Origin of the sequence: Streptomyces sp. SID3343 (assembly GCF_009865215.1) — a bacterium.
Taxonomy (GTDB): Bacteria; Actinomycetota; Actinomycetes; order Streptomycetales; family Streptomycetaceae; genus Embleya.
On the sequence record NZ_WWJX01000378.1, the window covers coordinates 1 to 19,972 of the forward strand.

Annotated in this window: 21 protein-coding genes and 1 rRNA gene; 13 read left to right on the forward strand and 9 right to left on the reverse strand. The window is 68.8% G+C overall.

Going from position 1 to position 19,972, the window contains the following annotated elements; all coding sequences use genetic code 11:
* Window positions 1-67 precede the first annotated feature (67 nt).
* Window positions 68-184 (forward strand): 5S ribosomal RNA (rrf, locus tag GT354_RS12465).
* Window positions 185-553: 369 nt separating this feature from the next.
* Here the strand turns inward: rrf and GT354_RS12470 are convergent.
* Entirely contained in the window at window positions 554-1,768 is a 1,215-nt protein-coding gene (locus GT354_RS12470) for a glycosyltransferase (RefSeq protein WP_161356367.1), read from the reverse strand.
* A gap of 106 nt (window positions 1,769-1,874) precedes the next feature.
* Between GT354_RS12470 and GT354_RS12475 the strand changes: the two genes are divergently transcribed.
* Both GT354_RS12475 and GT354_RS12480 read left to right on the forward strand, forming a co-directional pair.
* Window positions 1,875-2,885: a MerR family transcriptional regulator gene (locus GT354_RS12475; RefSeq protein ID WP_161356368.1), complete on the forward strand. Its 1,011-nt coding sequence runs from the start codon at window positions 1,875-1,877 to the stop codon at window positions 2,883-2,885.
* Window positions 2,886-2,943: 58 nt separating this feature from the next.
* A complete protein-coding gene (locus tag GT354_RS12480) occupies window positions 2,944-3,357 on the forward strand; it encodes a hypothetical protein (RefSeq protein ID WP_161356369.1) in 414 nt (137 codons plus the stop codon).
* A gap of 634 nt (window positions 3,358-3,991) precedes the next feature.
* Here GT354_RS12480 and GT354_RS12485 read toward each other — a convergent pair.
* Window positions 3,992-4,933, reverse strand: a complete 942-nt coding sequence (locus GT354_RS12485) for an alpha/beta hydrolase (protein ID WP_161356370.1) — start codon at window positions 4,931-4,933, stop codon at window positions 3,992-3,994.
* Window positions 4,934-5,049: 116 nt separating this feature from the next.
* Here GT354_RS12485 and GT354_RS12490 point away from each other — a divergent pair, with 116 nt between their 5' ends.
* Window positions 5,050-6,030 carry a WYL domain-containing protein gene (locus GT354_RS12490; RefSeq protein WP_161356371.1) on the forward strand — a complete coding sequence of 327 codons (981 nt, stop codon included), beginning with the start codon at window positions 5,050-5,052 and terminating at the stop codon, window positions 6,028-6,030.
* 18 nt (window positions 6,031-6,048) lie between these two features.
* On the opposite strand, the gene GT354_RS12495 is transcribed toward GT354_RS12490, so the two are convergent.
* On the reverse strand, window positions 6,049-7,494 hold the full coding sequence (locus GT354_RS12495; RefSeq protein WP_161356372.1) for an amidase: 1,446 nt from the start codon (window positions 7,492-7,494) through the stop codon (window positions 6,049-6,051).
* A 126-nt stretch (window positions 7,495-7,620) separates the two neighbouring features.
* Here GT354_RS12495 and GT354_RS12500 point away from each other — a divergent pair, with 126 nt between their 5' ends.
* The 3 genes from GT354_RS12500 to GT354_RS12510 all read left to right on the forward strand — a co-directional run bounded on the left by GT354_RS12500 (window position 7,621) and on the right by GT354_RS12510 (window position 9,689).
* The gene (locus GT354_RS12500) at window positions 7,621-8,244 is read left to right on the forward strand and encodes a TetR family transcriptional regulator C-terminal domain-containing protein (protein ID WP_161356373.1); all 624 of its coding nucleotides are present in this window, start codon (window positions 7,621-7,623) and stop codon (window positions 8,242-8,244) included.
* Between the two features lie 58 nt (window positions 8,245-8,302).
* A complete protein-coding gene (locus tag GT354_RS12505) occupies window positions 8,303-9,034 on the forward strand; it encodes an SMI1/KNR4 family protein (protein WP_161356374.1) in 732 nt (243 codons plus the stop codon).
* A 211-nt stretch (window positions 9,035-9,245) separates the two neighbouring features.
* A complete protein-coding gene (locus tag GT354_RS12510) occupies window positions 9,246-9,689 on the forward strand; it encodes a DUF4259 domain-containing protein (RefSeq protein ID WP_161356375.1) in 444 nt (147 codons plus the stop codon).
* Between the two features lie 302 nt (window positions 9,690-9,991).
* Here GT354_RS12510 and GT354_RS12515 read toward each other — a convergent pair whose 3' ends face one another.
* Together GT354_RS12515 and GT354_RS12520 are read right to left on the reverse strand one after the other, a co-directional pair.
* Window positions 9,992-10,843, reverse strand: coding sequence for a MerR family transcriptional regulator (locus GT354_RS12515; RefSeq protein ID WP_161356376.1), 852 nt, complete (start codon window positions 10,841-10,843; stop codon window positions 9,992-9,994).
* Window positions 10,844-11,446: 603 nt separating this feature from the next.
* Window positions 11,447-11,923: an ATP-binding protein gene (locus GT354_RS12520; RefSeq protein ID WP_346011997.1), complete on the reverse strand. Its 477-nt coding sequence runs from the start codon at window positions 11,921-11,923 to the stop codon at window positions 11,447-11,449.
* Between the two features lie 203 nt (window positions 11,924-12,126).
* Between GT354_RS12520 and GT354_RS12525 the strand changes: the two genes are divergently transcribed.
* Complete coding sequence (locus GT354_RS12525; RefSeq protein ID WP_161356378.1) at window positions 12,127-12,987, forward strand: helix-turn-helix transcriptional regulator; 861 nt, start codon at window positions 12,127-12,129, stop codon at window positions 12,985-12,987.
* Entirely contained in the window at window positions 12,984-13,175 is a 192-nt protein-coding gene (locus GT354_RS12530; protein ID WP_161356379.1) for a DUF397 domain-containing protein, read from the forward strand. The genes GT354_RS12525 and GT354_RS12530 overlap by 4 nt, the downstream gene beginning before the upstream one ends.
* A 199-nt stretch (window positions 13,176-13,374) precedes the next feature.
* Here GT354_RS12530 and GT354_RS12535 read toward each other — a convergent pair whose 3' ends face one another.
* Window positions 13,375-13,977 carry an AAA family ATPase gene (locus GT354_RS12535; RefSeq protein WP_161356380.1) on the reverse strand — a complete coding sequence of 201 codons (603 nt, stop codon included), beginning with the start codon at window positions 13,975-13,977 and terminating at the stop codon, window positions 13,375-13,377.
* Between the two features lie 78 nt (window positions 13,978-14,055).
* Between GT354_RS12535 and GT354_RS12540 the strand changes: the two genes are divergently transcribed.
* A complete protein-coding gene (locus GT354_RS12540) occupies window positions 14,056-14,397 on the forward strand; it encodes a DUF1062 domain-containing protein (RefSeq protein WP_202511815.1) in 342 nt (113 codons plus the stop codon).
* Window positions 14,398-14,504: 107 nt separating this feature from the next.
* On the opposite strand, the gene GT354_RS12545 is transcribed toward GT354_RS12540, so the two are convergent.
* Window positions 14,505-15,050, reverse strand: a complete 546-nt coding sequence (locus GT354_RS12545; RefSeq protein ID WP_161356381.1) for a DinB family protein — start codon at window positions 15,048-15,050, stop codon at window positions 14,505-14,507.
* 203 nt (window positions 15,051-15,253) lie between these two features.
* Here GT354_RS12545 and uppS point away from each other — a divergent pair, with 203 nt between their 5' ends.
* Window positions 15,254-16,042, forward strand: coding sequence for a polyprenyl diphosphate synthase (uppS, locus tag GT354_RS12550; RefSeq protein ID WP_161356382.1), 789 nt, complete (start codon window positions 15,254-15,256; stop codon window positions 16,040-16,042).
* Window positions 16,043-16,081: 39 nt separating this feature from the next.
* Here the strand turns inward: uppS and GT354_RS12555 are convergent, their stop codons facing one another.
* Together GT354_RS12555 and GT354_RS12560 are read right to left on the reverse strand one after the other, a co-directional pair.
* Window positions 16,082-16,633, reverse strand: coding sequence for a DNA-binding transcriptional regulator (locus GT354_RS12555; protein ID WP_161356383.1), 552 nt, complete (start codon window positions 16,631-16,633; stop codon window positions 16,082-16,084).
* Window positions 16,630-16,953 carry a multidrug efflux SMR transporter gene (locus GT354_RS12560; protein ID WP_161356384.1) on the reverse strand — a complete coding sequence of 108 codons (324 nt, stop codon included), beginning with the start codon at window positions 16,951-16,953 and terminating at the stop codon, window positions 16,630-16,632. The genes GT354_RS12555 and GT354_RS12560 overlap by 4 nt, the downstream gene beginning before the upstream one ends.
* Before the next feature lie 210 nt (window positions 16,954-17,163).
* On the opposite strand from GT354_RS12560, the gene GT354_RS53855 reads away from it, so the two are divergent.
* Together GT354_RS53855 and GT354_RS12570 are read left to right on the forward strand one after the other, a co-directional pair.
* Window positions 17,164-18,279 (forward strand): oxygenase MpaB family protein, encoded by a 1,116-nt coding sequence (locus tag GT354_RS53855; RefSeq protein ID WP_346011998.1) that lies wholly within the window; start codon window positions 17,164-17,166, stop codon window positions 18,277-18,279.
* A gap of 94 nt (window positions 18,280-18,373) precedes the next feature.
* On the forward strand, window positions 18,374-19,915 hold the full coding sequence (locus GT354_RS12570; protein ID WP_161356386.1) for an acyl-CoA synthetase: 1,542 nt from the start codon (window positions 18,374-18,376) through the stop codon (window positions 19,913-19,915).
* The last annotated feature ends 57 nt before the right edge of the window (window positions 19,916-19,972 follow it).

Sequence of the window (19,972 nt, forward strand, 5' to 3'; positions counted from 1 at the left end):
TAATTGAATCACCGCATGTGATTTCTGGTTCGCCGTTGTCTCGGTTGATATCGAGGTTCGATGGTTTTCCGGTGGTCTTGGCGGAGAGGAAACGCCCGGTCTCATTCCGAACCCGGAAGCTAAGCTCTCCAGCGCCGATGGTACTGCACTCGAAGGGGTGTGGGAGAGTAGGACGCCGCCGGAATTTACGTGTGGAAGGCCCGTCCCCTTTACGGGGGCGGGCCTTTTGCGTTTCCCAAGAGTTTTCCGTACCACCCTGCGCGAATTCACCGGTACACGAGCCGGGCGCGCTGCTTTACCCGCCCAAAAGCTCAGCCGGCCCGGCTACCCGTCGATACCTCGCCTACCGGCGCCGACGCGTCCCCCTGGTCCCCGCAGGATTCGCGATCGGCGAACAGGCCGAGGCCCATGGGAAGTTCGCTGAGCGGCGGTCCGGATCGAGTGTGCGTCTTTCGTCCTGGACGACGTCGACCGAAATCTGGTCGACCGAAATTTGATCACGCGCCGACATTCGGGTGTCCGCCGGCGCCGTGCACCGCGCCCGCACCCCCGATCAGGCCGCGCCGCCGATGTGATCGAGCAGCGCGGCAGCGCCGTCCTCCGCCGCGAGGTGACCCGCGAGTTCGGCTGCTCGCCGCCGATAGGCCGGGTCGCCCATGCAGGCCGTGACGGTTGCGCCGAGGGCTTCGGCGGTGAGGTCGTGGAACGGAAGCGGTTGCGGGGCAACTCCGAGCCGATGCAGCCGGGCCGCCCAGAACGGCTGGTCGGCCATGACGGGTACGGGCACGGCGGGTACCCCGGCGCGCAGTCCGGCGGCGGCGGTCCCCGCTCCGGCGTGGTGGACGACGGCGGCCGTGCGGGGGAACAGCCAGTCGTGCGGGACGTCACCGATCGCCAGGACGTCGTCGCCGACCACGCTCAGGCCGGCCCACCCCGCCTGCACCACCGCCCGTACTCCGGCTCGGGTCACCGCTGCCTTCACCAGTTCACCCAGCCGTTCCCCCTGACCCGGCGCCATGCTGCCGAACCCGATGAACACGGGGGGCGGGCCGGCCCGGAGGAAGTCGACCAGTTCGGCCGGCGGTCGCCAACCGAGCGGCCGAGCGGGCCACCAATAGCCCGTCACCTCGACTTCGGACGGCCAGTCCGTCGGCCGCGGCACGACCAGCGGACTGAAGCCGTGGAAGACTCGCCGGATCTCCCCGCCGCCCGTCGGCGAAGCGTCGGCGGCCGGCAGCGCGAGTCGGGTTCGCAGCCGCGTCAGGACACCTGCCTGGAGCGCTCCGGCCTGCGCGAGCAGCGCCCGTCCAGCGGTGAGGTTGCGCTCCGGCCCGAGGTCGTCGGCGCGCGCCACGCCGGGCAGCGGGAACTCCCTTGTGGCGAAGGTCGGTGCGAGGTAGGTGCCGATGACGGGGACCCCGGTCGCCTCGCCGGCGGTGCGGCTGAGCGCTGCCGGGCCGAAGGCGGTAAGCACCAGATCCGGGCCGTCGGCAACGGCGGCGGCGACCCCGTCGGCGAGCCGGTCCAGGAATGCCGAGGTGACCGCATGCGCTTCGGCGGGCGATGCCGCCCGGGCCTTGGCGCCGATCAACTCCTGCGGGTCGCCCGGCAACGGCCGGTGGTCGAGGCCGCATCCGGTGACGAGGTCGACGAAGGGGAGGTGCGCAGCCACGCAGACCTGGTGACCGGCCTCCAGGAGACGCCGCCCCAGGCCCGTGAACGGTGCGACGTCACCCCGCGAACCAGCCGTGACGATCAGAATCCGCATGTGATGATCCTCCTTTGACGAGTGCCGCCCCAGGCCCCCGGTGCACCGGGGCGCAGCGGTCGTCACGGACGTTAAGGGCTCCTGTGCGGTGGAGGTTCAAGTAGCTGTGACACCCGGCACGCAGGGTGAAGGCACGGTGGGTATCGGCGAGTTGGCCGCGCGCACCGGACTTTCGGTGAAAACCATCCGGTACTACTCCGACATAGGGCTGCTCCCCGAGAGCGCGCGCAGCGGAGGCGGCCACCGCAGATACGCGGCGGACGCGCTGCCCAGGCTTCGCCTGATCCGGCACCTTCGCGCACTCGACACCCCGATCGCCACGATCGCCGCGGTGGTGACGGGGGAGCACTCGTTGGCCGACCTTGTCACCGGCGAACTGGACACGGTCCGGTCCCAGATGCGCAGGCTGGCGTGGCGTCGAGGAGCGCTGCGAGCCTTGAACGGCTGCCCCGGGCCGGAGGAACGCCTGCGCCGCCTCGCGCTGATCGCCGACGTGGGCAGACCGGACGAAGCCCACGACCGCCTGGTCCGCTACTGGCACTGGGCCCTCCCGGCCGGCCTGCCGCACCGCCTAATCCAGGCCGTCGTCGAGGGCGCGGTGCCCGAACCACCGGCGACGCCGACCGGCGCGACCGTCCTCGCCTACGCCGAACTGCACGCCTTGACCGGCGAAGCGGACCGACGCCGCCAACCGCAGAACCACCAGGTCGGCGACGTCGCGTCGTTCTACGCCGGCCTGTTGGACGCCTGCACCCTGGCCGGCGAGGCCCTGGCCTCCGGGTGCCGGGCGCGACGTGCCGAGGCCCTCGACCGCTTCGTGCGTACCTACGCTCGTGTCACCGGCGACGAGGACACCCCCGCCTTCCGCGCCCACCTCCGTACCCGGTTCCGCGACGCCACGCACCCCGGCTCGTTCCCGCTCCACTACTGGCGACACGCCCTCACCGTCACCGGCAAGACCCCACCCGGACCCGGCCCCACCGACCACGGCCACCTCGCCGCGCCACTCGCCGTGCTGTACCACCAGCTCGCCGGCCTCCCCCTGGCCGAGGAGCCCCCACCGACCGTATCGACCGACCACCATCAACCCCTGGACGAAACAAATTCCAGAAGATAATCTGAAGTCAGATTATTTCTTTGGATTCAAAATTGGGGGGATTCTTATGGCTACACCCGTGCTCGACCTCACCACAGGCGACGCCGGCGACCAGGTCAAGAGCTGGGAAGGACTGCGGAACGCCGTTGAGGCGTCCGGCGGCGTTCTTCGCGTTGTCATGTGGCTTCTGCGTGATCTGGAGCAAGCCGGCCGCCTGGGTGTTCACGTCCGTGCCAGCATCAGTCGCCGTCTCGACGGTCTCGGACTCGCCCACCTGCCCGCCGATGTCCCTGGTGAGCAGTACGCCGTCATCACTCTCTACAAGCGCGGTACCCCCGCTGCCGCCGTCGTCGACGCCGTGTTCCGCGACGGCAGCAGCAAGGCGGCCGAGGTCGCACTTCGTCGTATGAACACCTCGCGGGACGCCGAGAAGCTCCAGGTCGTCACCGAGAAGGTGGAAGAACTCGCCGCCATCCTCCTCGACCAAGAGTAGGAGCCGCCCTCGCTCGGTCTCACGTCACTCCACGTGAGACCGGGCTTTTCGGCCCTGGGGAATGCGCGACACCTCGACAGGCGAACCCACCCATCCCTGGCCGACGGAGCCATCGGCGGTTGGCGTCCGGTCGAGGAAGGCAGGGGCGCCGCGAAGCAAGCCGGCCGGCCATCCGTACCGAATCAGGGGTCCAGCCGAGGTGAGCCCAAAAGGGGCAGTGGGATGATCTTGAAGCCCTGACAGCACGTCGAGCGTGACGTAGCGGCGTGGTGGCGTGGGTAGGGTCGGGCAGCGCGGCGAACCTGTCGATCGGCACGTGGATACGCAGGCACCCCGAAATGATCTGCACCGTCTGCACGAAGAGCGGCGAGTGGCCGCCCGGCGAGCTGACCGGTACGAAACGCCCCCGCCAATCAGCCGATGCTCGGGGGTTTTTCCGTATCCGGCGCCGCCGGCCGCGCGACCGGGACGCTCAGGCACTGGACGTATCCTCTTCTGCCTGTTTCCATCGCGCGGCGGCGACCCGCTACGACACCTCATGACGAGGCGACCTCGAGACCTGGCCCAGGTCCGGCTGTCACCGATGTGATGCGAAGATCCGGCCTTCACGTGATACGAACCGGATCACGAGACACTAGCCCTGCCGTTCCAGCCATTCCGAAATCACCTGGTTGGTTTCTTCCGGCATTTCCTCCTGGATCCAGTGACCGCAGTCCAGGCCGACCACTTCCACGTTGGGCACGAACTCTGCCAGTTTTTCGAACCTCGGGATCGCGAAGTCCTGGTCGCCGTAGATCATGAGGGCGGGCTGCTTGATGATCGGGTCCGCGTCCGCCAGCTTGTGCCAGTTGCGGTCGAGGTTCCTGTACCAGTTGATGCCGCCCGTGAATCCCGACGTCTCGAACGCGGAGACGTAGACGGCCAGGTCGCTGTCGCTCATGACGGGCTCACCGAGTGGCGTTTCCGCCTTGGCGAGGTTGATGAATGCCATGCCCGGCTCAGAGGGTGCGGGGGGCACGTTCTTCCGGTAGAGGTTGCGGAGGAACCGGGAGGTGTCGGCGTCGAATACGGCGTCCGCGACGCCCGGCTGCCGGTTGAAGTGGACGAAGTAGAAGTCGCCGCCGAGGAAGGTTTCCATGACCTCGATCCACGGCGTTTCTCCGCGCTCCTGGTAAGGCAGGCTCAGGTTGATGAGCTTGTTCACCCGGTCGGGGTGCAACAGGGCCAGTCCCCAGACGACGAACGCACCCCAGTCATGGCCGACGAAGGTGGCGTCCTCGTAGCCATAGTGGTCCAAGAGCGCGACGAGGTCACCCGTCAGGTGTTCGATGTCGTAGTCCGTCACCTCGGTCGGGCGGGATGAGTCGCCATAACCCCGCTGGTTCGGTGCGATGACGTGGTAGCCGGCCGCTGCGAGGACGGGCATCAGGTGACGCCAGGAGAAGGCGTGCTCCGGCCAGCCGTGGCAGAGCACTATGGGCTTGCCCTTGTTTTCTCGGCCTGCCTCGAATACTTCGAGCTCCACACCGTTGACCTGGATGAGGGTGGGCTCGGGAAATTCTGCTGGATTGAACACTGCATTTCCTCTCTGGGGGCGTTCGCCGGCGGTCGACCTCTTCGATGAGGTCATGTCGCCATCGTGCCCCCCAAACCGGTCACCTCATGACCGGTTTTTATGAGAGTTTTGTCGGTATGCGATCCGATCGGCTGGTGGCCATACTCCTCTTGCTCCAACGGCGCGAGCAGGTGACAGCCGCGGAGGTCTCCCGAGAGCTGGACGTCTCCGAGCGCACCGCCCGCCGTGACCTCGACGCCCTGGCCATGGCCGGGGTGCCCGTGTACTCCGTGCAGGGCCGAGGCGGCGGCTGGCGCCTGGTGGGCGGTGCTCGTACCGACCTGTCCGGGTTGACCGCCAGTGAGGCACGCGCCCTGTTCCTGGCTGTCGGTCCGGCCTCGGATGCGACGCCGGCGATGAAAGCAGCTGTGCGCAAGCTCGTCCATGCTCTACCGAAGCCCTTCCAGGTGCAGGCCGAGGCAGCAGCGTCGTCGCTGGTCGTAGACCCGCAGCGATGGGGGGCGAGCCGGATCGAGCACCGGCCGCCTCGCTTCCTCGACGAACTCCAGGACGCGGTGATCCGCGGCGTCCAGGTGTCGCTCGGCTACGTCGACGGCAAAGGCGTCGAAACCCGGAGAACCGTCCACCCGCTGGGCATCGTCGCCAAAGGTCCTGCGTGGTATCTCGTCTCCAACACCGAGACCGGCCGACGGGTCTTCCGGATCGACCGCGTGTCGTCCGCAGACCCGACCGGCGACCCTGTGCACCGACCCGGGGACTTCGACCTTGCCGAGAGCTGGAACGAGATCGCCATGGAGGTCGATCGCAAACGAACGCCGCTGGAGGTCCAGGCCGTATGCACACCCCACGGGATAGGCATACTCCGGATGGCGCTCGGCGACCGGCTCGACGTGGGAGGTCCCACTACCGACGGCCGCATCGAGATCGTGATCCACGGACCCAACGAGTACATTCTCGCCGGCGAGCTCTCCGGGCTGGTCGAATGGGTCGAGGTGACCGGCCCTCCGGGTGTGCGAGACCACTTGGCCTCGATCGGCAACGCCCTCGTCCAACGATACGGCCGACCGCGCACCAGCGGAGACCTACACCCTTCATGAAGCGGACGAGGCAGGCCGCTATGAGCCGAGGGCCGGAGCAGTCGCGTTTCCCGTGCGCGGGTCGATCGGTGTGAGGGTGCCGAGCCGGTCCTCGATCGCCTGGGCGGCGTCCAGGCACAGGTCCTCCCGGAACGCGCGCCCGACGATCTGCACTCCGGAGGGGAGCCCGTCGACCACCCCGGTCGGGACGGCCACGCCCGGTACGCCCACGAAGCTGGTCACGGTGCACAGACGCATTGCGGAGCCGACCCGATCCCGGCCCGCCCGGTCCCGCGACTCCAGGCCCGGTTCGACCGGTGGTTCGGTGAACACCGGGCCGAGCAACAGCGGGTAGTCGTCGAGGAATTCGGCCCATGAGCGGCGGATGTTCAGCCAGGTGCCCATCAGCTTCATGAACTCGTCCGCGCTCGCGGGCGGGGTCTGCTGCATCGTCATCTCGATGTAGCGGTCCCCGCCCTCGCCGAGCAGCTTGCGTACCGCGGGCCAGTTCGGGGCGAACTCGGTGACGGTGATCCGGCCGTACGCGTCGAGGGCCTCGTCCAGCCGCGGTACGTCCGCTACCTCGCGCACGTCGTACCCCGCGTCGCGGAGCGCGTCGGCCGCGGCCGCGACGGCGGCGCGGATCGTCGGGTGGACGCCGTGCCCGCCGGGGTCCGCCACGACCGCGACCTTCACCGGCCCGACGAGAGGTTCGCCGTAGGGGGGCACCGGCACGGCGCGCGGGTCGCGCGGATCGGTCCCGGTCAACATTTCGTAGGCGAGCCGAAGATCGCCCACGCTTCGCGCGAGCGGGCCGTCGGTGACCAGCATTTGCGACGCCGGGCCGGGGTCGTCCGGGCCGAGGATGCGGTGGTCGGCGGGGAACCGGCCGGTGGACGGCTTCAGCCCGGCCACGCCGCAGAACTGGGCCGGTATACGTACCGATCCTCCGGAGTCGTTGCCGAGCCCGAGCGCCGCCATCCCCGTGGCGACGGCCACCGCATCGCCACCGCTGGTGCCCCCCGGGGTCCGGCCGGCGTCCCACGGGTTGACCGTGTCGCCGAACAGCTCGCTGCGCGTGTGCATCCCCGCCAGGATCAGGGTGGGCATGTTGCTGTGCCCGATGGGGATGGCCCCGGCCGCGCGCAGCCGCGCCACCGGGGGTGCGTCGGCCGACGCCACCAGGTGACGGAAGCGTTCCGTGCCGAACGTCGTGGGCACGCCTTCGATGGCGGTGCTCTCCTTCACCGTGAAGGGCACACCCGCCAAGGGTCCGAGCGCTTCACCGGCGGCCCGCCGACGGTCGATCCCGGCCGCGGCCTCCCGAGCGCGCTCCGCCAGGAGCTGGGTGACCGCGTTCACCCGCGAGTCGACCTCACCGATGCGTTCCAGGTGACTGTCGACCAGTTCGACGGCCGAGATCTCCGCGTTGCGCACGGCCTCCGCCTGCGCGGCGGCCGACATCTTCCACAGGGCGTCCTGCATGACTGCGCCTTCCTACGTCCACGTACCAATGCGCTTGCATCGGAACGATATCCTCGAACCGATACGAGCGCATCGAATAAAGTGCCCTCCGAAGCAGAGCGCCGGAGAACAGGGAGGCGACCGGGCATGCCCAGGCAGGTGGATCACGCGAGCCGACGCCGCCTCATCGCCGAGGCCGTGTGCCGCCTCGCCGACGAACGCGGATTGGAGGGCGTGACCCTTCGAGATGTCGCCGCCCGCGCGCAGGTGTCCATGGGCGCGGTCCAGCGGTGCTTTCGGACCAAGGAAGAGATGCTCGTGTTCGCCCTCACGCACATCGGCGAACGGATCAACGAGCGCGTACAGGCCCGCCTCGTCAGGAGCCCGGCCCAGTCCGCCGCCACTGCTCTGGGGCACGCGGTCAGCGAGTTCTCACTGCTCGCGGAAGAGCACCGCGCCGAGGCCAGGGTCTGGCTCGCCTTCGTCGCGCAGGCGACCGTCAGCGAGGTGCTCGCAAGCACGCTCGCGACGAACTACCAAGCCCTGCAAGAGACGTTCACCAGCCTCATCGCGGAAGCGGCCGAAAGCAACGACCCCGCCGTACCCCTGGACGCGCAACGCGAAGCCCGCACCCTCCTGGCCCTCGCGGACGGCCTCACCGCACACGTCCTCATCGGCCACCTCACCCCGCACGAGGCGCACGACATCCTCGACGCACACCTGATCGGCCTGTGGTCGGTTTGCCGGAGCGGCTTCCCGACACCACCTTGAGCGCCCGAACGCGAGGCCGGGACACGGCTGCCGGGACGAGGCCGGTTATGGTCCCGGCATGGGACGAGAGTTCGAGATGGTTGCGTCGCTGACGTCGGGCGTCGAAAGCCGCAACGGCGCGTGGAGTTTCATCCGCGACTTCGCCGCGCACTGGGCAGGTGCCCTGGAACCCGGTGACGGCTGGGCCGAGGCTGATCTCGCGGCGGCGGAGGAGAGATTGGGCCTTCGACTGCCCCTCGCCCTGCGAGAGGCGTATCTGTTGCTCGGGCGCCGTGAGGAGCTTACGAGCAACCACGATGTGCTGCTGAACCCGGCCGAGTTGTATGTGGATGCCACCAAGGAAGCCTTGGTCTTCCGGCACGAGAACCAGGGGGCGGCCTCCTGGGGCATCCTCCTGGACGAGCTCGGAGACGAAGACCCCGCGGTCTTCATCCGGGCCGACTTGGCCGACAAGTCTGCCGAACGGTGGGAAGGCTGGCTGGAGCGATTGTCCCTGGCCTTCGTCGAGATCGTCCTGTCGGAGTCCTTGCAGGCCGACGGGGAGCCCTGCGACTTCATGGCGGACTTCGACGACGACGGAATCGAACTGCTGCAACAGCACTGCGTGCGGATGCCGTTCCCGGCCTACCCGATCGGAGACGAAGGGTTCGGCATCGGCTGGTTCCTCGGCCCGGACGTCCTTCTGCGCAACGACGACGGCATGGCCCTGTTGGCTCGCGGCCGGACCGAGGAGGACCTTGATCGGATCCGCGACCTGATCCCGGGCGACTGGCTCAACGACCACCGCTGAGCGCGTCCCGGTCACGCACCGCGGCTCGGGGTGCGGCTCGGGTGGTGGCCTGCGCCAGAGGCTCGGACAACCGTCCCCCGGTCGAGGGGCTCAGCCCCGGGGCGATCGCGCTCCGGTTCCCCGCTTGCGCAGGCACGTTCCGCTCGTGTCGTGTGTCGTGTGTCGGAGGTCGATGCGAGCATTCGCGAAAGCGCGACAGGAAAGGAACGGCATGGGCACCTGGGACATCGACCCCTTTGGCAACGACACGGGTGCCGACTTCGCGGAGACCTTGGACGAAGCCCCCGCGGCGGATCGCGAGGACATCATCCGTAGCGTGCTCACCAGCACGATCGCCACCGAGGACTACCTCGATGCCTACGAGGGCACGGAAGCGGTCGCGGCCGCCGCACTGATCGCGGCCCAATGTCCCACCGGAGCGCCGACCGACCCCATCCATGGCCCTCAGGGGCCCATCCCGCCGCTTTCCTTCGACCTGCGCGCACTCGCGGTCGCCGCGCTCGACCGAGTCTTGGCCGAGGACTCCGAACTCGCCGACCTCTGGGACGAGACCTCGGACGGCCCCCGATGGCGCCGAAACATCGCGCACACGCGGCGGGTCGTCAAGGCCCAACTCCTGCCCCCGCCCCGGCAAGACGAGTTGTCCCCGAGCTGACCCGGCGTCACCGAGCCACACAAGCCGACCCGGAACCGACCGTGTCAGGCAACATGCCGCGCCGGCGCGCGCGAGCAGATGCGTGGCCGGCCCGGCCGATCGACCGCGAGGCATCGCAGAGCGCGAACTTCGGTATCTCTTCTTCCTGCAGGACCCGCCCGTCGGGCTCATGGCGAGATCCACGACGAAGTCCACAAGGACCTTTACCGCGAGCCCTACCGCGACTGACGCCGTCGAATACGAGGGCGACGGCCCGACGACCGGGGCCGTCGGCTGGTTTGTCGGGTGCCTACCGTAGGCAGTCAGCTGTCGTCCGGGGTGTCCTCGTCGTCTCGGGCGAGGAGTTCCGCCGTGAGGTGCATGCATCGCATCCGGGCGGGAGAGAAGTCGTAGGGCATTTTGGTGACCGCTTCGAAGGCGCTCATTTGGGAGACCTCTTCGCCCGTCAGGTCGGCGTCGTAGATCTCGAAGAGCTTCTCCTCGGCCGCGTCCTGCCCGTCCGCTGCGCCGGCCCGCAGCAGGGCCTTGTGGTGAGCACAGTGTTGCGCGGCGAGTTCCTCGACACGCGGGTCGTGGGGATCGACGCTGTCGTCGAGGGCGGCGTCGGCCGCATCGAGGCGGTCCGCTTCGGCCCGCAGGTCGGGGTGGGTGGCCAGCACGATGAACACGCCGGCTTGGACAGCGGCTCCCAACGGCCCGAAGACGCGTTCCGTGACCAGCAGGGCGTCCAGATCGGAAGGGCACAATGCGCCAGGAGGCAGGTGGTCGAGTCGGTCCGTCACCAGTGGGGAGAGCAGACCCAGCGGGCTGCCCACGGCCCGCAGGCGCTCAACTGCCGCGCGTTGACGCTTGATGTCGGCCTCTTGAGCGGCCAGGGTCTCCTCCAGCCGGCTCAGGGTCTCCGCGATGTCCCCGGCTCCGTCGAAGGCGGCCCGCATGTCGTCCAGGCTGATTCCGGCCTCCGCCATCTTGCGGATCCACAGCAGGCGGATCATGTCGTCGTAACCGTAGCGGCGGCGACCGTCTCCGCCTCGCTCGGGCTCCGGCAGCAGACCGATCTGGTGGTAGTGGCGGATGGCGCGTGGGGTGGTCCCGGCGAACGCGGCGGCATCACCGATCTTGACCTGGCGAGGAGGCGTGACGGAGGGGTACATCGCAGAGCGAGCCTTTCGTGCGGTGGTGCCTCGACGACACCACATGACGCTACGGCAGGTGCAACCACGCGCATTTCGTCATCATCGAGAGCCGGACCCTGATCACCACCGAGCCATCCGGCCGCCATTGCCGAACCGACCACGCCGGAGCCTCCTTCCGTCCTCGCCCGTGAGCCGCCGAGCGATGTGTACACCGACACGGTGGTGCGGCCCGAGCCCCCCGGCCTGGCCGCACCACCATCGCGACCGCGACCGGCTCCCCCCGGTGGGAGGGGTGATGCCGCGGTCGGTACGTCCCGCGCGCCCTCGGCGATGTCCGGGCGCGCGGGGGAATGTGGGAGTCGGTGGGGCTCGTCGTAGAGGTGACGAGCCGTCAGGGCGTATGTCGCGACGGGGGCTTGCCGACGATCACCGTGGTCGTCGCTCCCCAGGGCGCGGAATCGGTGCGGCGCTGCGGTGTGGCCGGCGGGACGATGAGGTCCACGACGACGTGGTCGCCGCAGAGTCGCCGCACCGTGCCGCATCGCTCGTGGGGCGGCTCGGAGGCCAGGTATCGAATGACGCACCCGTAGTCGGGGGGAGCCGGTGCCTTCGGTTGCTCGTTCACCACGCGAGTGCCCGATGGCGGGGGGTCGCAAGGGGCTGGAGATCGACCGTGATCAGCGCTCCCGTTCGCGGCGGGCGGGGGCACGGCAGTTGCGCCCGGACGTACTTCCGCTGTCCGACGCGGCCCCAACTCAACATCGACAGTTCCGTGACGAGACGCAGGCCCCGGCCGTTCTCGTCATGTACACCGGCTATGCGCAGCGCGGGCAGCGCAGCGAGCATCGCGTCCCAGACGTGGACGACCACAGTCGCGGCCGTGATTTCGACGGTCACCGTCACGGGCTCTTGGCCGTGCTCCAGGCCGTTCGTGGCGAGCTCGTTCACCACCACGAGGACATCGTCGAGCAGGTCGACGTCCATCTGTGCGTCTTCGGCTGCCGCCCTGATCACGCATCGAAGTGCGGGCAGGGGGAGGCTCTTTGGTTCGTTTGGTCTGCCTGCGGGTTGCGGGCAGGCCGAGGCGTCGATAGGCACAACTGTCCCCTTCGGTTGGGGCGTCGCTCAACGATCTTTGCTTGCGTTCCGTGCCGGATTGAGCACGGACCGTACAGGTAGAATTAATGCCAGAGCATTTCGTACTACGCAAGTCTGCGCTGCGAAAATTTCGTACCTGCGGGCGATGAGCCCCCGAGGCGACACACTGTGCGCGGTACCCGACCGCGAGGAGACGATGATCCATGCCACCGGCGAAGCGAACGATTCGCAGACTGCGCATCGGACAGGAGCTCAAGGCCCTACGCGTGAGTCGAGGGCTCAAGCTTGAGGAAGCCGCAAAACTTTTCGGACGGTCAACGGGCAGCCTGAGCAAGATCGAGACCGGCAACCAACGGCTCTACCCACGCGATCTTCACGCTTTCTTCGATGCGTACGAGGTCACCGACCAGAGCCACAAGGCCGAACTCCTGAGACTGGTCGGCAAATCGATCGAACGCGCCTACCCCGCCGAGTACGCCGACATCGTTCGCTCCACCTTCGACGACTACCTGTCGCTGGAACGGGACGCGGCCAAGATCGCCTCGTACGTGGAGGTCATTCCGGGTCTCTTCCAGACACCGGAGTACGCCAAGTGCGTAGTTGAGGCCAGCCGAGAATGGGCAAAGCCTGAGCAGGTCGAGAAGTTTGTTCGACTGCGGATGAACCGCCAATCGGTCTTGCAGCGCGAAGATCCAGCCCCGCCGGAGGTCTCGGTGGTGCTGGGCGAGAGGGCTCTTCGGCAGAACGTGGGCGGTCCTGATGTAATGCGAGAGCAGCTCCAACACTTGCTGCACGTGGGGAGGTTGGAGAACGTGGCTCTCCAACTCCTACCGTTCTCGGCGGGTCCGCACGTCGGGGACAACGGCCAGTTCACGTACATGGGCTTCAGGGATGAGCCCGGGGTCGTGGTCATCGAGTCGTTGCACTCGGCGCTGTACCTCGAAGCTCCGGAGGTGGTCGCCCAGTACGAGAAAGCCGGGGAGCACCTGCGCATGACGGCGCTCTCGCCACGCCAAACGGCCGCCAGAATCCGCGACATCCTGGAATCAGAGTGGACAACATGACCAAGATCAAGACCACCCACGAGTGGGTCACGAGTTCCTACAGCAACAACGGCGCCAACTGCATCGAGACGCGGCGTGCGGCCGCACCGGAAATCGGGGTGCGCGACAGTAAGTTGGGCGAGGCGAGCCCGGTTCAGACGTTCGGCCGCGACGCGTGGACCGCCTTCCTGGCGGCGGTCAAGTCCTGACGCCGCGCGAACTTTGCCGTTCACGGCAGGACCACGCTCCGGAGATGATCGGGGCCGAGCTACGGTTCGTCGACGCGGCCGAGATCGAGCCCTACCGGACGGTTCGGGAGGAGCTCGATCGAGCGGCCGCGTGTACGGATCATGGGCGAGGTGTGGTCGTCCGCGCACGAACTACTCTCGGCAGGTGACAGCTCCGAGCTCACAGGTGCTCGCCGCTGTGTAAGCGTTCGAAGGCGGTGGGGGACTCGGGGTTGTCGAGGAAGGCCTTGATCCGGCGGGCGCAGTCGGCTGAGCCGGTGGTGCTCGTGTCGTATTCGAGGTCGTAGAGGCCGTGCGCGTGGACCGTGTCGAACTGTTTGGCGGCCAGGCCCGGGGGGCGGTTGCCGCGGGCGTGTTCGCGGCGTTCGAGTTCCGGGAGGGGGCAGTGCAGGCCGACCAGGACTACGTCTCGGGGGACGAACAGGGACAGGCAATCGGGCAGGCGCCATTCCTGGCTGAGGATGTGGTCCATGACGACGGTGTTGCCGGCTGCGGCCATGCCGGCGACCGCCCGGTGGTAGCCCATCCACGTGCGTTCGAGGACGAAGTCCAGTTCGGAAGGGGCGATTTCGCGGCGGGAGCGCATTGCGTGGAAGGCGTCGGCCGGCATGTGGAAGCACGGTTGGTCGAGGAGCGGAACGAGTTCGGCGGCGATGCTCGACTTGCCCGAACTCGACGTCCCGTTCAGGAAGATGATCCGCCCCGGTCGAGTGGGCGGGGAACTCGTCGCGGCTCGGTCCGTGGGGCTCGGTGAGGTTGGCATTCACTCATGATGCAGGCGAGGCGAGCCGGGTGCCCGCTGCACGCGTCCGACGTCCCGTGGCGGGAGTAGGCGGAGCTGGTGGCGTCCGGACTGTTGGATCCGCTGATCGCCCGACGCAACAACTTCACCTTGGACCGGAAGGGGGCCTGGCGGCCGGACACCCCGTCGGCGTGGCGCGCCGAGGTGTGGCCGATCCAGGTGGAGGTCGTCTTCGAGGATCCGGTGCCGGTGGGCCCGGACCGACTCGTCGCGCGCGGGCTCGGCCTCGGCAGGAACGAGGCGCTGCGCCGGATCAAGTGCGATATTGCGCTGCGCCGTCCGACGAGGGCTGGGTTCATCTTCACCGTGATGGCCGGGATCGGCCGGGATAGTGGGGATGTAGCCGAGCGCGTGATCTCCTCGTCGAGCATCCGTGCGTGACGGCGCCCCCGTCCGGGGCGGCTCCGGCGGTAGTGGAGTCGCCCCGGCGGGTGGCCGCGATGTGCGTGGAACGCGCATCGGTAGCAGCCACCAAGGTGGCGGGGGTGCTACATCCCCGTACTGCCGTCGAGGCTTTCGCGAAGGAGGTCGGCGTGGCCGTTGTGGCGGGCGTACTCGGCGATCAGGTTCACCAGGAGCCAGCGGAGGGAGAACGGGTCGCCGGTCTTGAGCTTGGTGCCCCGGTCGTCCAGGGACGCGGCGGCCACGATCTCCCTGGCGCGGGCGCACTCCGCCCGCCAGACGGCCAGGGACTCGGCTACGTCGCCGTCCAGGTCGTCGAAGTCCTGGTCGGGATCGTCGTCGGAGTAGTAGAGCATCGGGACGTCGTCGCCGGCGAACTGGATTCGAAACCACCAGCGCTCGACGCCGGCCAGGTGGCGCAACAGGCCGTGCAGGGACATCGACGACGCGGCGACGGAACGCTCGGACAGCCGCTCCGCCGGTACGCCCGCGCACTTGAGTTCGAGGGTCGTGCGGTGCCACTCCAGGTAGGAGATCAGAATCTCCCGTTCGTCACCGACGCTCGGCGGGGTGGTGCGCGTGTCGTCGGCCCACTTCGGCGCGAAGTTCTTCGGGACGGGTACGTCGGCCATCGTCGGTCCTTGGGTCGGAGGCGTCCGGGAACATGTATCGGCACGCCGACTCTGCCATGAGCGACCCACATCACGAGGCCGGCGACCCGACCCGGCCCGGCCCGACACGGGGTGGGCGTGGCGGCCCGCCGTTCGCGGCATCCTTCACACAATCTCCGCACCGTGCCGGCACGACCTTCGCATCGGGCTGGTTTGCTCTGCACATGCTTAGGAGTAGGAGTGTGCGTCGCGCGGTCTACGGTCTCTACGCCCGGCGCCTGCGTTCGCGCCTGACGGACGCGGAGATTCCGCGCCACGTGGCCATGGTGATGGACGGCAATCGGCGCTGGGCCCGACAGATGGGGTTCGACAACCCCAGCGAAGGCCACCGCCACGGCGCCGAACACGTGGACGAAGTCCTCGACTGGTGCGTGGAGTTGGGTATCAACCGGGCGACGATCTTCCTCGCCTCGACGGACAACCTGCGCAAGCGGACGTCGAGCGAGGTCGAGTTCCTGATGAAGATCATCGAGGACGTCGTCGCGGAACAGATCTCCCGCCCCGCCAACCCGTGGCGCCTGCACCTGGCCGGCCGGCTGGACGGCCTGCCCGACTCGACCCGCAACGCGCTGAAGCTCGCCGCCGAGGAGACCCGGGACCGGGACGCCGGCTTCGACCTGACCGTCGCGGTCGGGTACGACGGCCGGGACGAGATCGTCGACGCCATCCGCTCGTTCCTCGACCACGAGGCGCAGGCGGGCGCGTCGCTCGACGACGTGGCGCAGCGGCTGACCGCCGACGACATCGCGGCGCACCTGTACACCAGCGGTCAGCCCGATCCCGATCTGGTCATCCGCACGAGTGGCGAGATGCGGATGTCGGGTTTTCTGCTGTGGCAGACGGCGTATTCGGAGCTGTACTTCTGCGACGTCTACTGGCCGGACTTCCGTCGGGTCGACTTCCTGCGCGCGCTGCGTTCGTACGCCGCCCGCAGCCGTCGGTTCGGCGCGTAGGCAAGAAGGGCAGGCCCCCGGCTCGTCGCTCGGGCGCGCTCACGCCGTTCGGTGCGCCCCCAACAGCGCGGCCAGCGACTCGCGCAGCGTCGCGGTGTCGATCGGCCGGTCACAGATGAGCGCGTACACGACCGCCCCGTCGATGAAGACCACGGCCGCCCGCGCCGCGTCGGGGCTCACGTGCGCGGTCAGGATCCCGGTCAGGCCGTCGATCCACGCGCGGGCCATCGGCCGCAGCCCGGGCCGGTGTGCGGCGGCGAGGTACAACTCGGTCTCGACCAGTATCCGCGGCCGGTCCCGGAGGTAGTCCGCGGTCAGGTCGGCCAGGGTGTCCGCCAGGTCGGCGCCGGCCGCGATGACCTCGGCCCACGCCGCCAGTCCGTCGAGGAGCACCGCGGTCGCGTGCGCCAGTCCCGCGGCGATCAGGTCGTCGAGCGTCTTGTAGTAGTACGTGGTCGCGCCGAGCGGAACCTCCGCCCGCGCCGCGACGAGGCGGTGGGTGAGGCCGCCGACGCCCACCTCGGGCAGCAACTCGTAGGCGGCCCGGGCGATTTGGCGCTTGCGCCCCTCGGGATCGCGCGGCGCGTTCAATGTGCACCACTCACGTTGAGCACGACGACCCCGCCGATGATCAGCAACACCCCGGCCGCTTTGGCGGCGGTGAGCGGCTCGCCCAGGAACAGCAGCCCGATGACCACGATGGCCGCCGTCCCGAGCCCGGACCACAACGCGTAGCCGGTACCGGTCTGCATCCCCGCCTGGAGTGCCCGCGAGAGCAGGTAGAACGCCATGCCGTAGCAGGCCAGGCACCCGACGCTCGGCCACAACCGGGTGAACCCCGACGTGTTGCCGAGCAGGCTGGTCGCCAACACCTCCAACGCGATCGCGAATCCGAGAAACACGTATGCCATGGCCCGCTCCCTGAACGTGTACAGATGTACTTGTACAAATGTACACGTCAGGGATCGGACGTATTGGCCCCGCCGGGACCGGTTTCCGGGCGTCGCGCGATCGTCTCGAGGCCGGTGCGCGAGCGCGCGCGGCGCCGGCCTCGTGGTCCGTCGCGCGTGGCTCGTACTCTCGAAGGGCCAAGCGGGATACGCGGTCGGGAGGGTACGCCGGTGGGTGTTTCACGGCAGGGCGACGAGGTCGGGTTGTTCGGGCCGGATTCGGTGACGTGGCAGTTGCACGCGGATCCGGTGATGTGGGTGGCCGGGGTTCGGGCGCTGTATCTCCAGGCGTTGCACCCGAGCGCGGTTCGCGGGGTCGTGCAGAACTCCGACATCCGCAAGGACTCGTGGGGGCGGCTGATCCGTACCGCCGACTTCGTCGGGACCACGACGTACGGCACGCGCGCCGAGGCGGAGCAGGCCGGCGCGCGGGTGCGACGGATCCACGCGATGCTGCGCGCGACCGACCCGGAGACGGGGGAGACGTATCGAATAGACGAACCCGAGCTGCTGTGTTGGGTGCACTGTGCCGAGGTCGGGTCGTATCTCTCGGTTGCCCGGCAGGCCGGCTTCCCGATGACGGACGACCTCGCCGACCGCTACCTCGACGAGCAACGGCGTTCGGCCGAGATGGTCGGGCTTCCGGGCGCGTCCGTGCCCGGTTCGCTCGCCGAACTGGATCGATACTTCACGGACATACAGCCTTCGCTCGCGAACTCGGCCGAGGCCCAGGACGTGTACGAGTTCCTGCGGCGTCCGCCGGTGCCGATCCTGTTGGTGCTCGGCCGTGAGGTGTTGTGGCGTCAGGTCGCCGAACTCGCGTACGCGGCGCTGCCGCGCTGGGCCAAGGAGCTGTACGGGCACCGCGGCCTGCCGGGCTACGTCGCCGGGCCGGGGCTGAAGGCGCTGCGGGCCGCGGCGGGCGCGGCCACGCCCGTGATCCGGGCGTTGTACCCGTCGCCGCACATCAAGTCGGCGATGGACCGCCTCGGCCCGGACGTCAAGCCGTCGCCGGCGCGGCTGCCGATCGGCGCGGGAGCGCTCGGCACGGGCACTTCCGAGACGAAGCCACTCCGCACGGGCGCCGCCGAGACGAAGCCACTCGGCACGGGCGCCGCCGAGACGAAGCCACCGGACGTGGGCACCGCCGGCGCGGGATCGCTCGGCGTGGCTGCCTTCGAGGTGAGGCCGGCCGGCGCGGCGCCCGCCGATCCGGCTGCGTCGATGGCGGGGCCGCTCGCTGCGCGGCCGCCTCGAGGGGCCGAGGTCTCGCCTCCAAATAAGTAAGGCGCCCTTTCTTTCTCCGCCGGTTGCCGTCACAATGTCAGACATTGTCAAGCAACCGGTCGCACGAAGGACCGGCCGCACGAAGGGACATGCTGTGGCGAACGGCTTCTGGGCCCATGCGCAGGCCAATCCGGATCGGCTCGCGCTGGTGGACCCCGACGGCGTCGAGTGGACCGCGGGCGAGCTGTACGCCGCGTCGAACCGACTCGTCCACGGCCTGCGGGCGGCGGGGCTGGGCAGCGGCGACGTGTTCAGCGTGATCCTGCCCAACAGCGCCGAGTACATCGTGGCCTACATGGCCGCGGCGCAGGCCGGGCTGTACATGGTCCCGGTCAACCACCACCTGGTCGCCCCCGAGATCGCCTGGATCCTCACGGACAGCGAGACCAAGGTCCTGATCGGCCACGAGAAGTTCGCCGACCGGATCGCGGCCGCCGCCGACGCGGCCGAACTGCCCGCCGAGGCGCGGTTCGCCATCGGCGACGTACCGGGTTTCCGGCCGTTCGCCGAACTGACGGACGGTCACTCCGCGGACCTGCCGGCCGATCGCAGCGTCGGCGTGACGATGAACTACACGTCGGGCACGACCGGTCGCCCGCGCGGGGTACGCCGGCCGCTGTCGCCGGGCTCGCCCGAGGACGCGCGCTACGGCGGCACGCTGTTGATCTACGGGGTCAAGCCGCACGACGACAACGTGCACCTGGTCGGCTCGCCGCTCTACCACACGGCCGTGCTCCAGCACGCTCAGCAGTCGCTGCACATCGGGCACGGCGTCGTCCTGATGGACAAGTGGCGGCCCGAGGACATGCTGCGGCTGATCGACCGGTACCGGGTCACCACCACCCACATGGTGCCGACCCAGTTCCACCGCCTTCTGCAGCTTCCCGAGGACGTCAAGGCCGAGTACGACGTGTCGTCCCTGCGGCACGCCGTGCACGGCGCGGCCCCGTGCCCCGATCACGTCAAGCGGCGGATGATCGAGTGGTGGGGACTGTGCGTCGAGGAGTACTACGCCGCGAGCGAGGGCGGCGGTACGTTCTGCTCCGCGCAGGAATGGCTGGATCGCCCCGGCACGGTCGGCAAGGCGTGGCCGATCAGCGAGATCGGCATCTTCGACGACGAGCACAACCGGCTGCCCGCGGGTGAGGTGGGCACGGTGTACATGCTCATGCGCGCCGGCGCGTTCAAGTACCACAAGGACACCGAGAAGACCCGAAAGGGCCGCATCGGCGACTGGTTCACCGTCGGCGACGTCGGCATCCTCGACGAGGACGGCTACCTGTACCTGCGGGATCGCAAGATCGACATGATCATCTCGGGTGGCCAGAACATCTACCCGGCGGAGATCGAGGGCGCTTTGCTCCGGCACCCGGGCGTCGGCGACGCGGCGGTGTTCGGCATCCCGCACGAGGACTGGGGCGAGGAGGTCAAGGCCGTCATCGAGCCCAACGAATCCTTCGCGGCGGGCCCCGAGCTCGCGGACGAATTGCTCGCGTTCTGCGCCGAGCAACTCGCGACGTACAAGCGGCCCCGCTCGATCGATTTCATCGTGGAAATGCCTCGGGACCCGAACGGGAAGCTGCAGAAGCGGCGACTGCGCGATCCCTATTGGGAGGGCCGCGAACGCGCGGTCTGATTTTCGTCGCTCGCTGCGGCGGGCCGCGCGTGCGGCCTGCCGGCCGATATACGAATA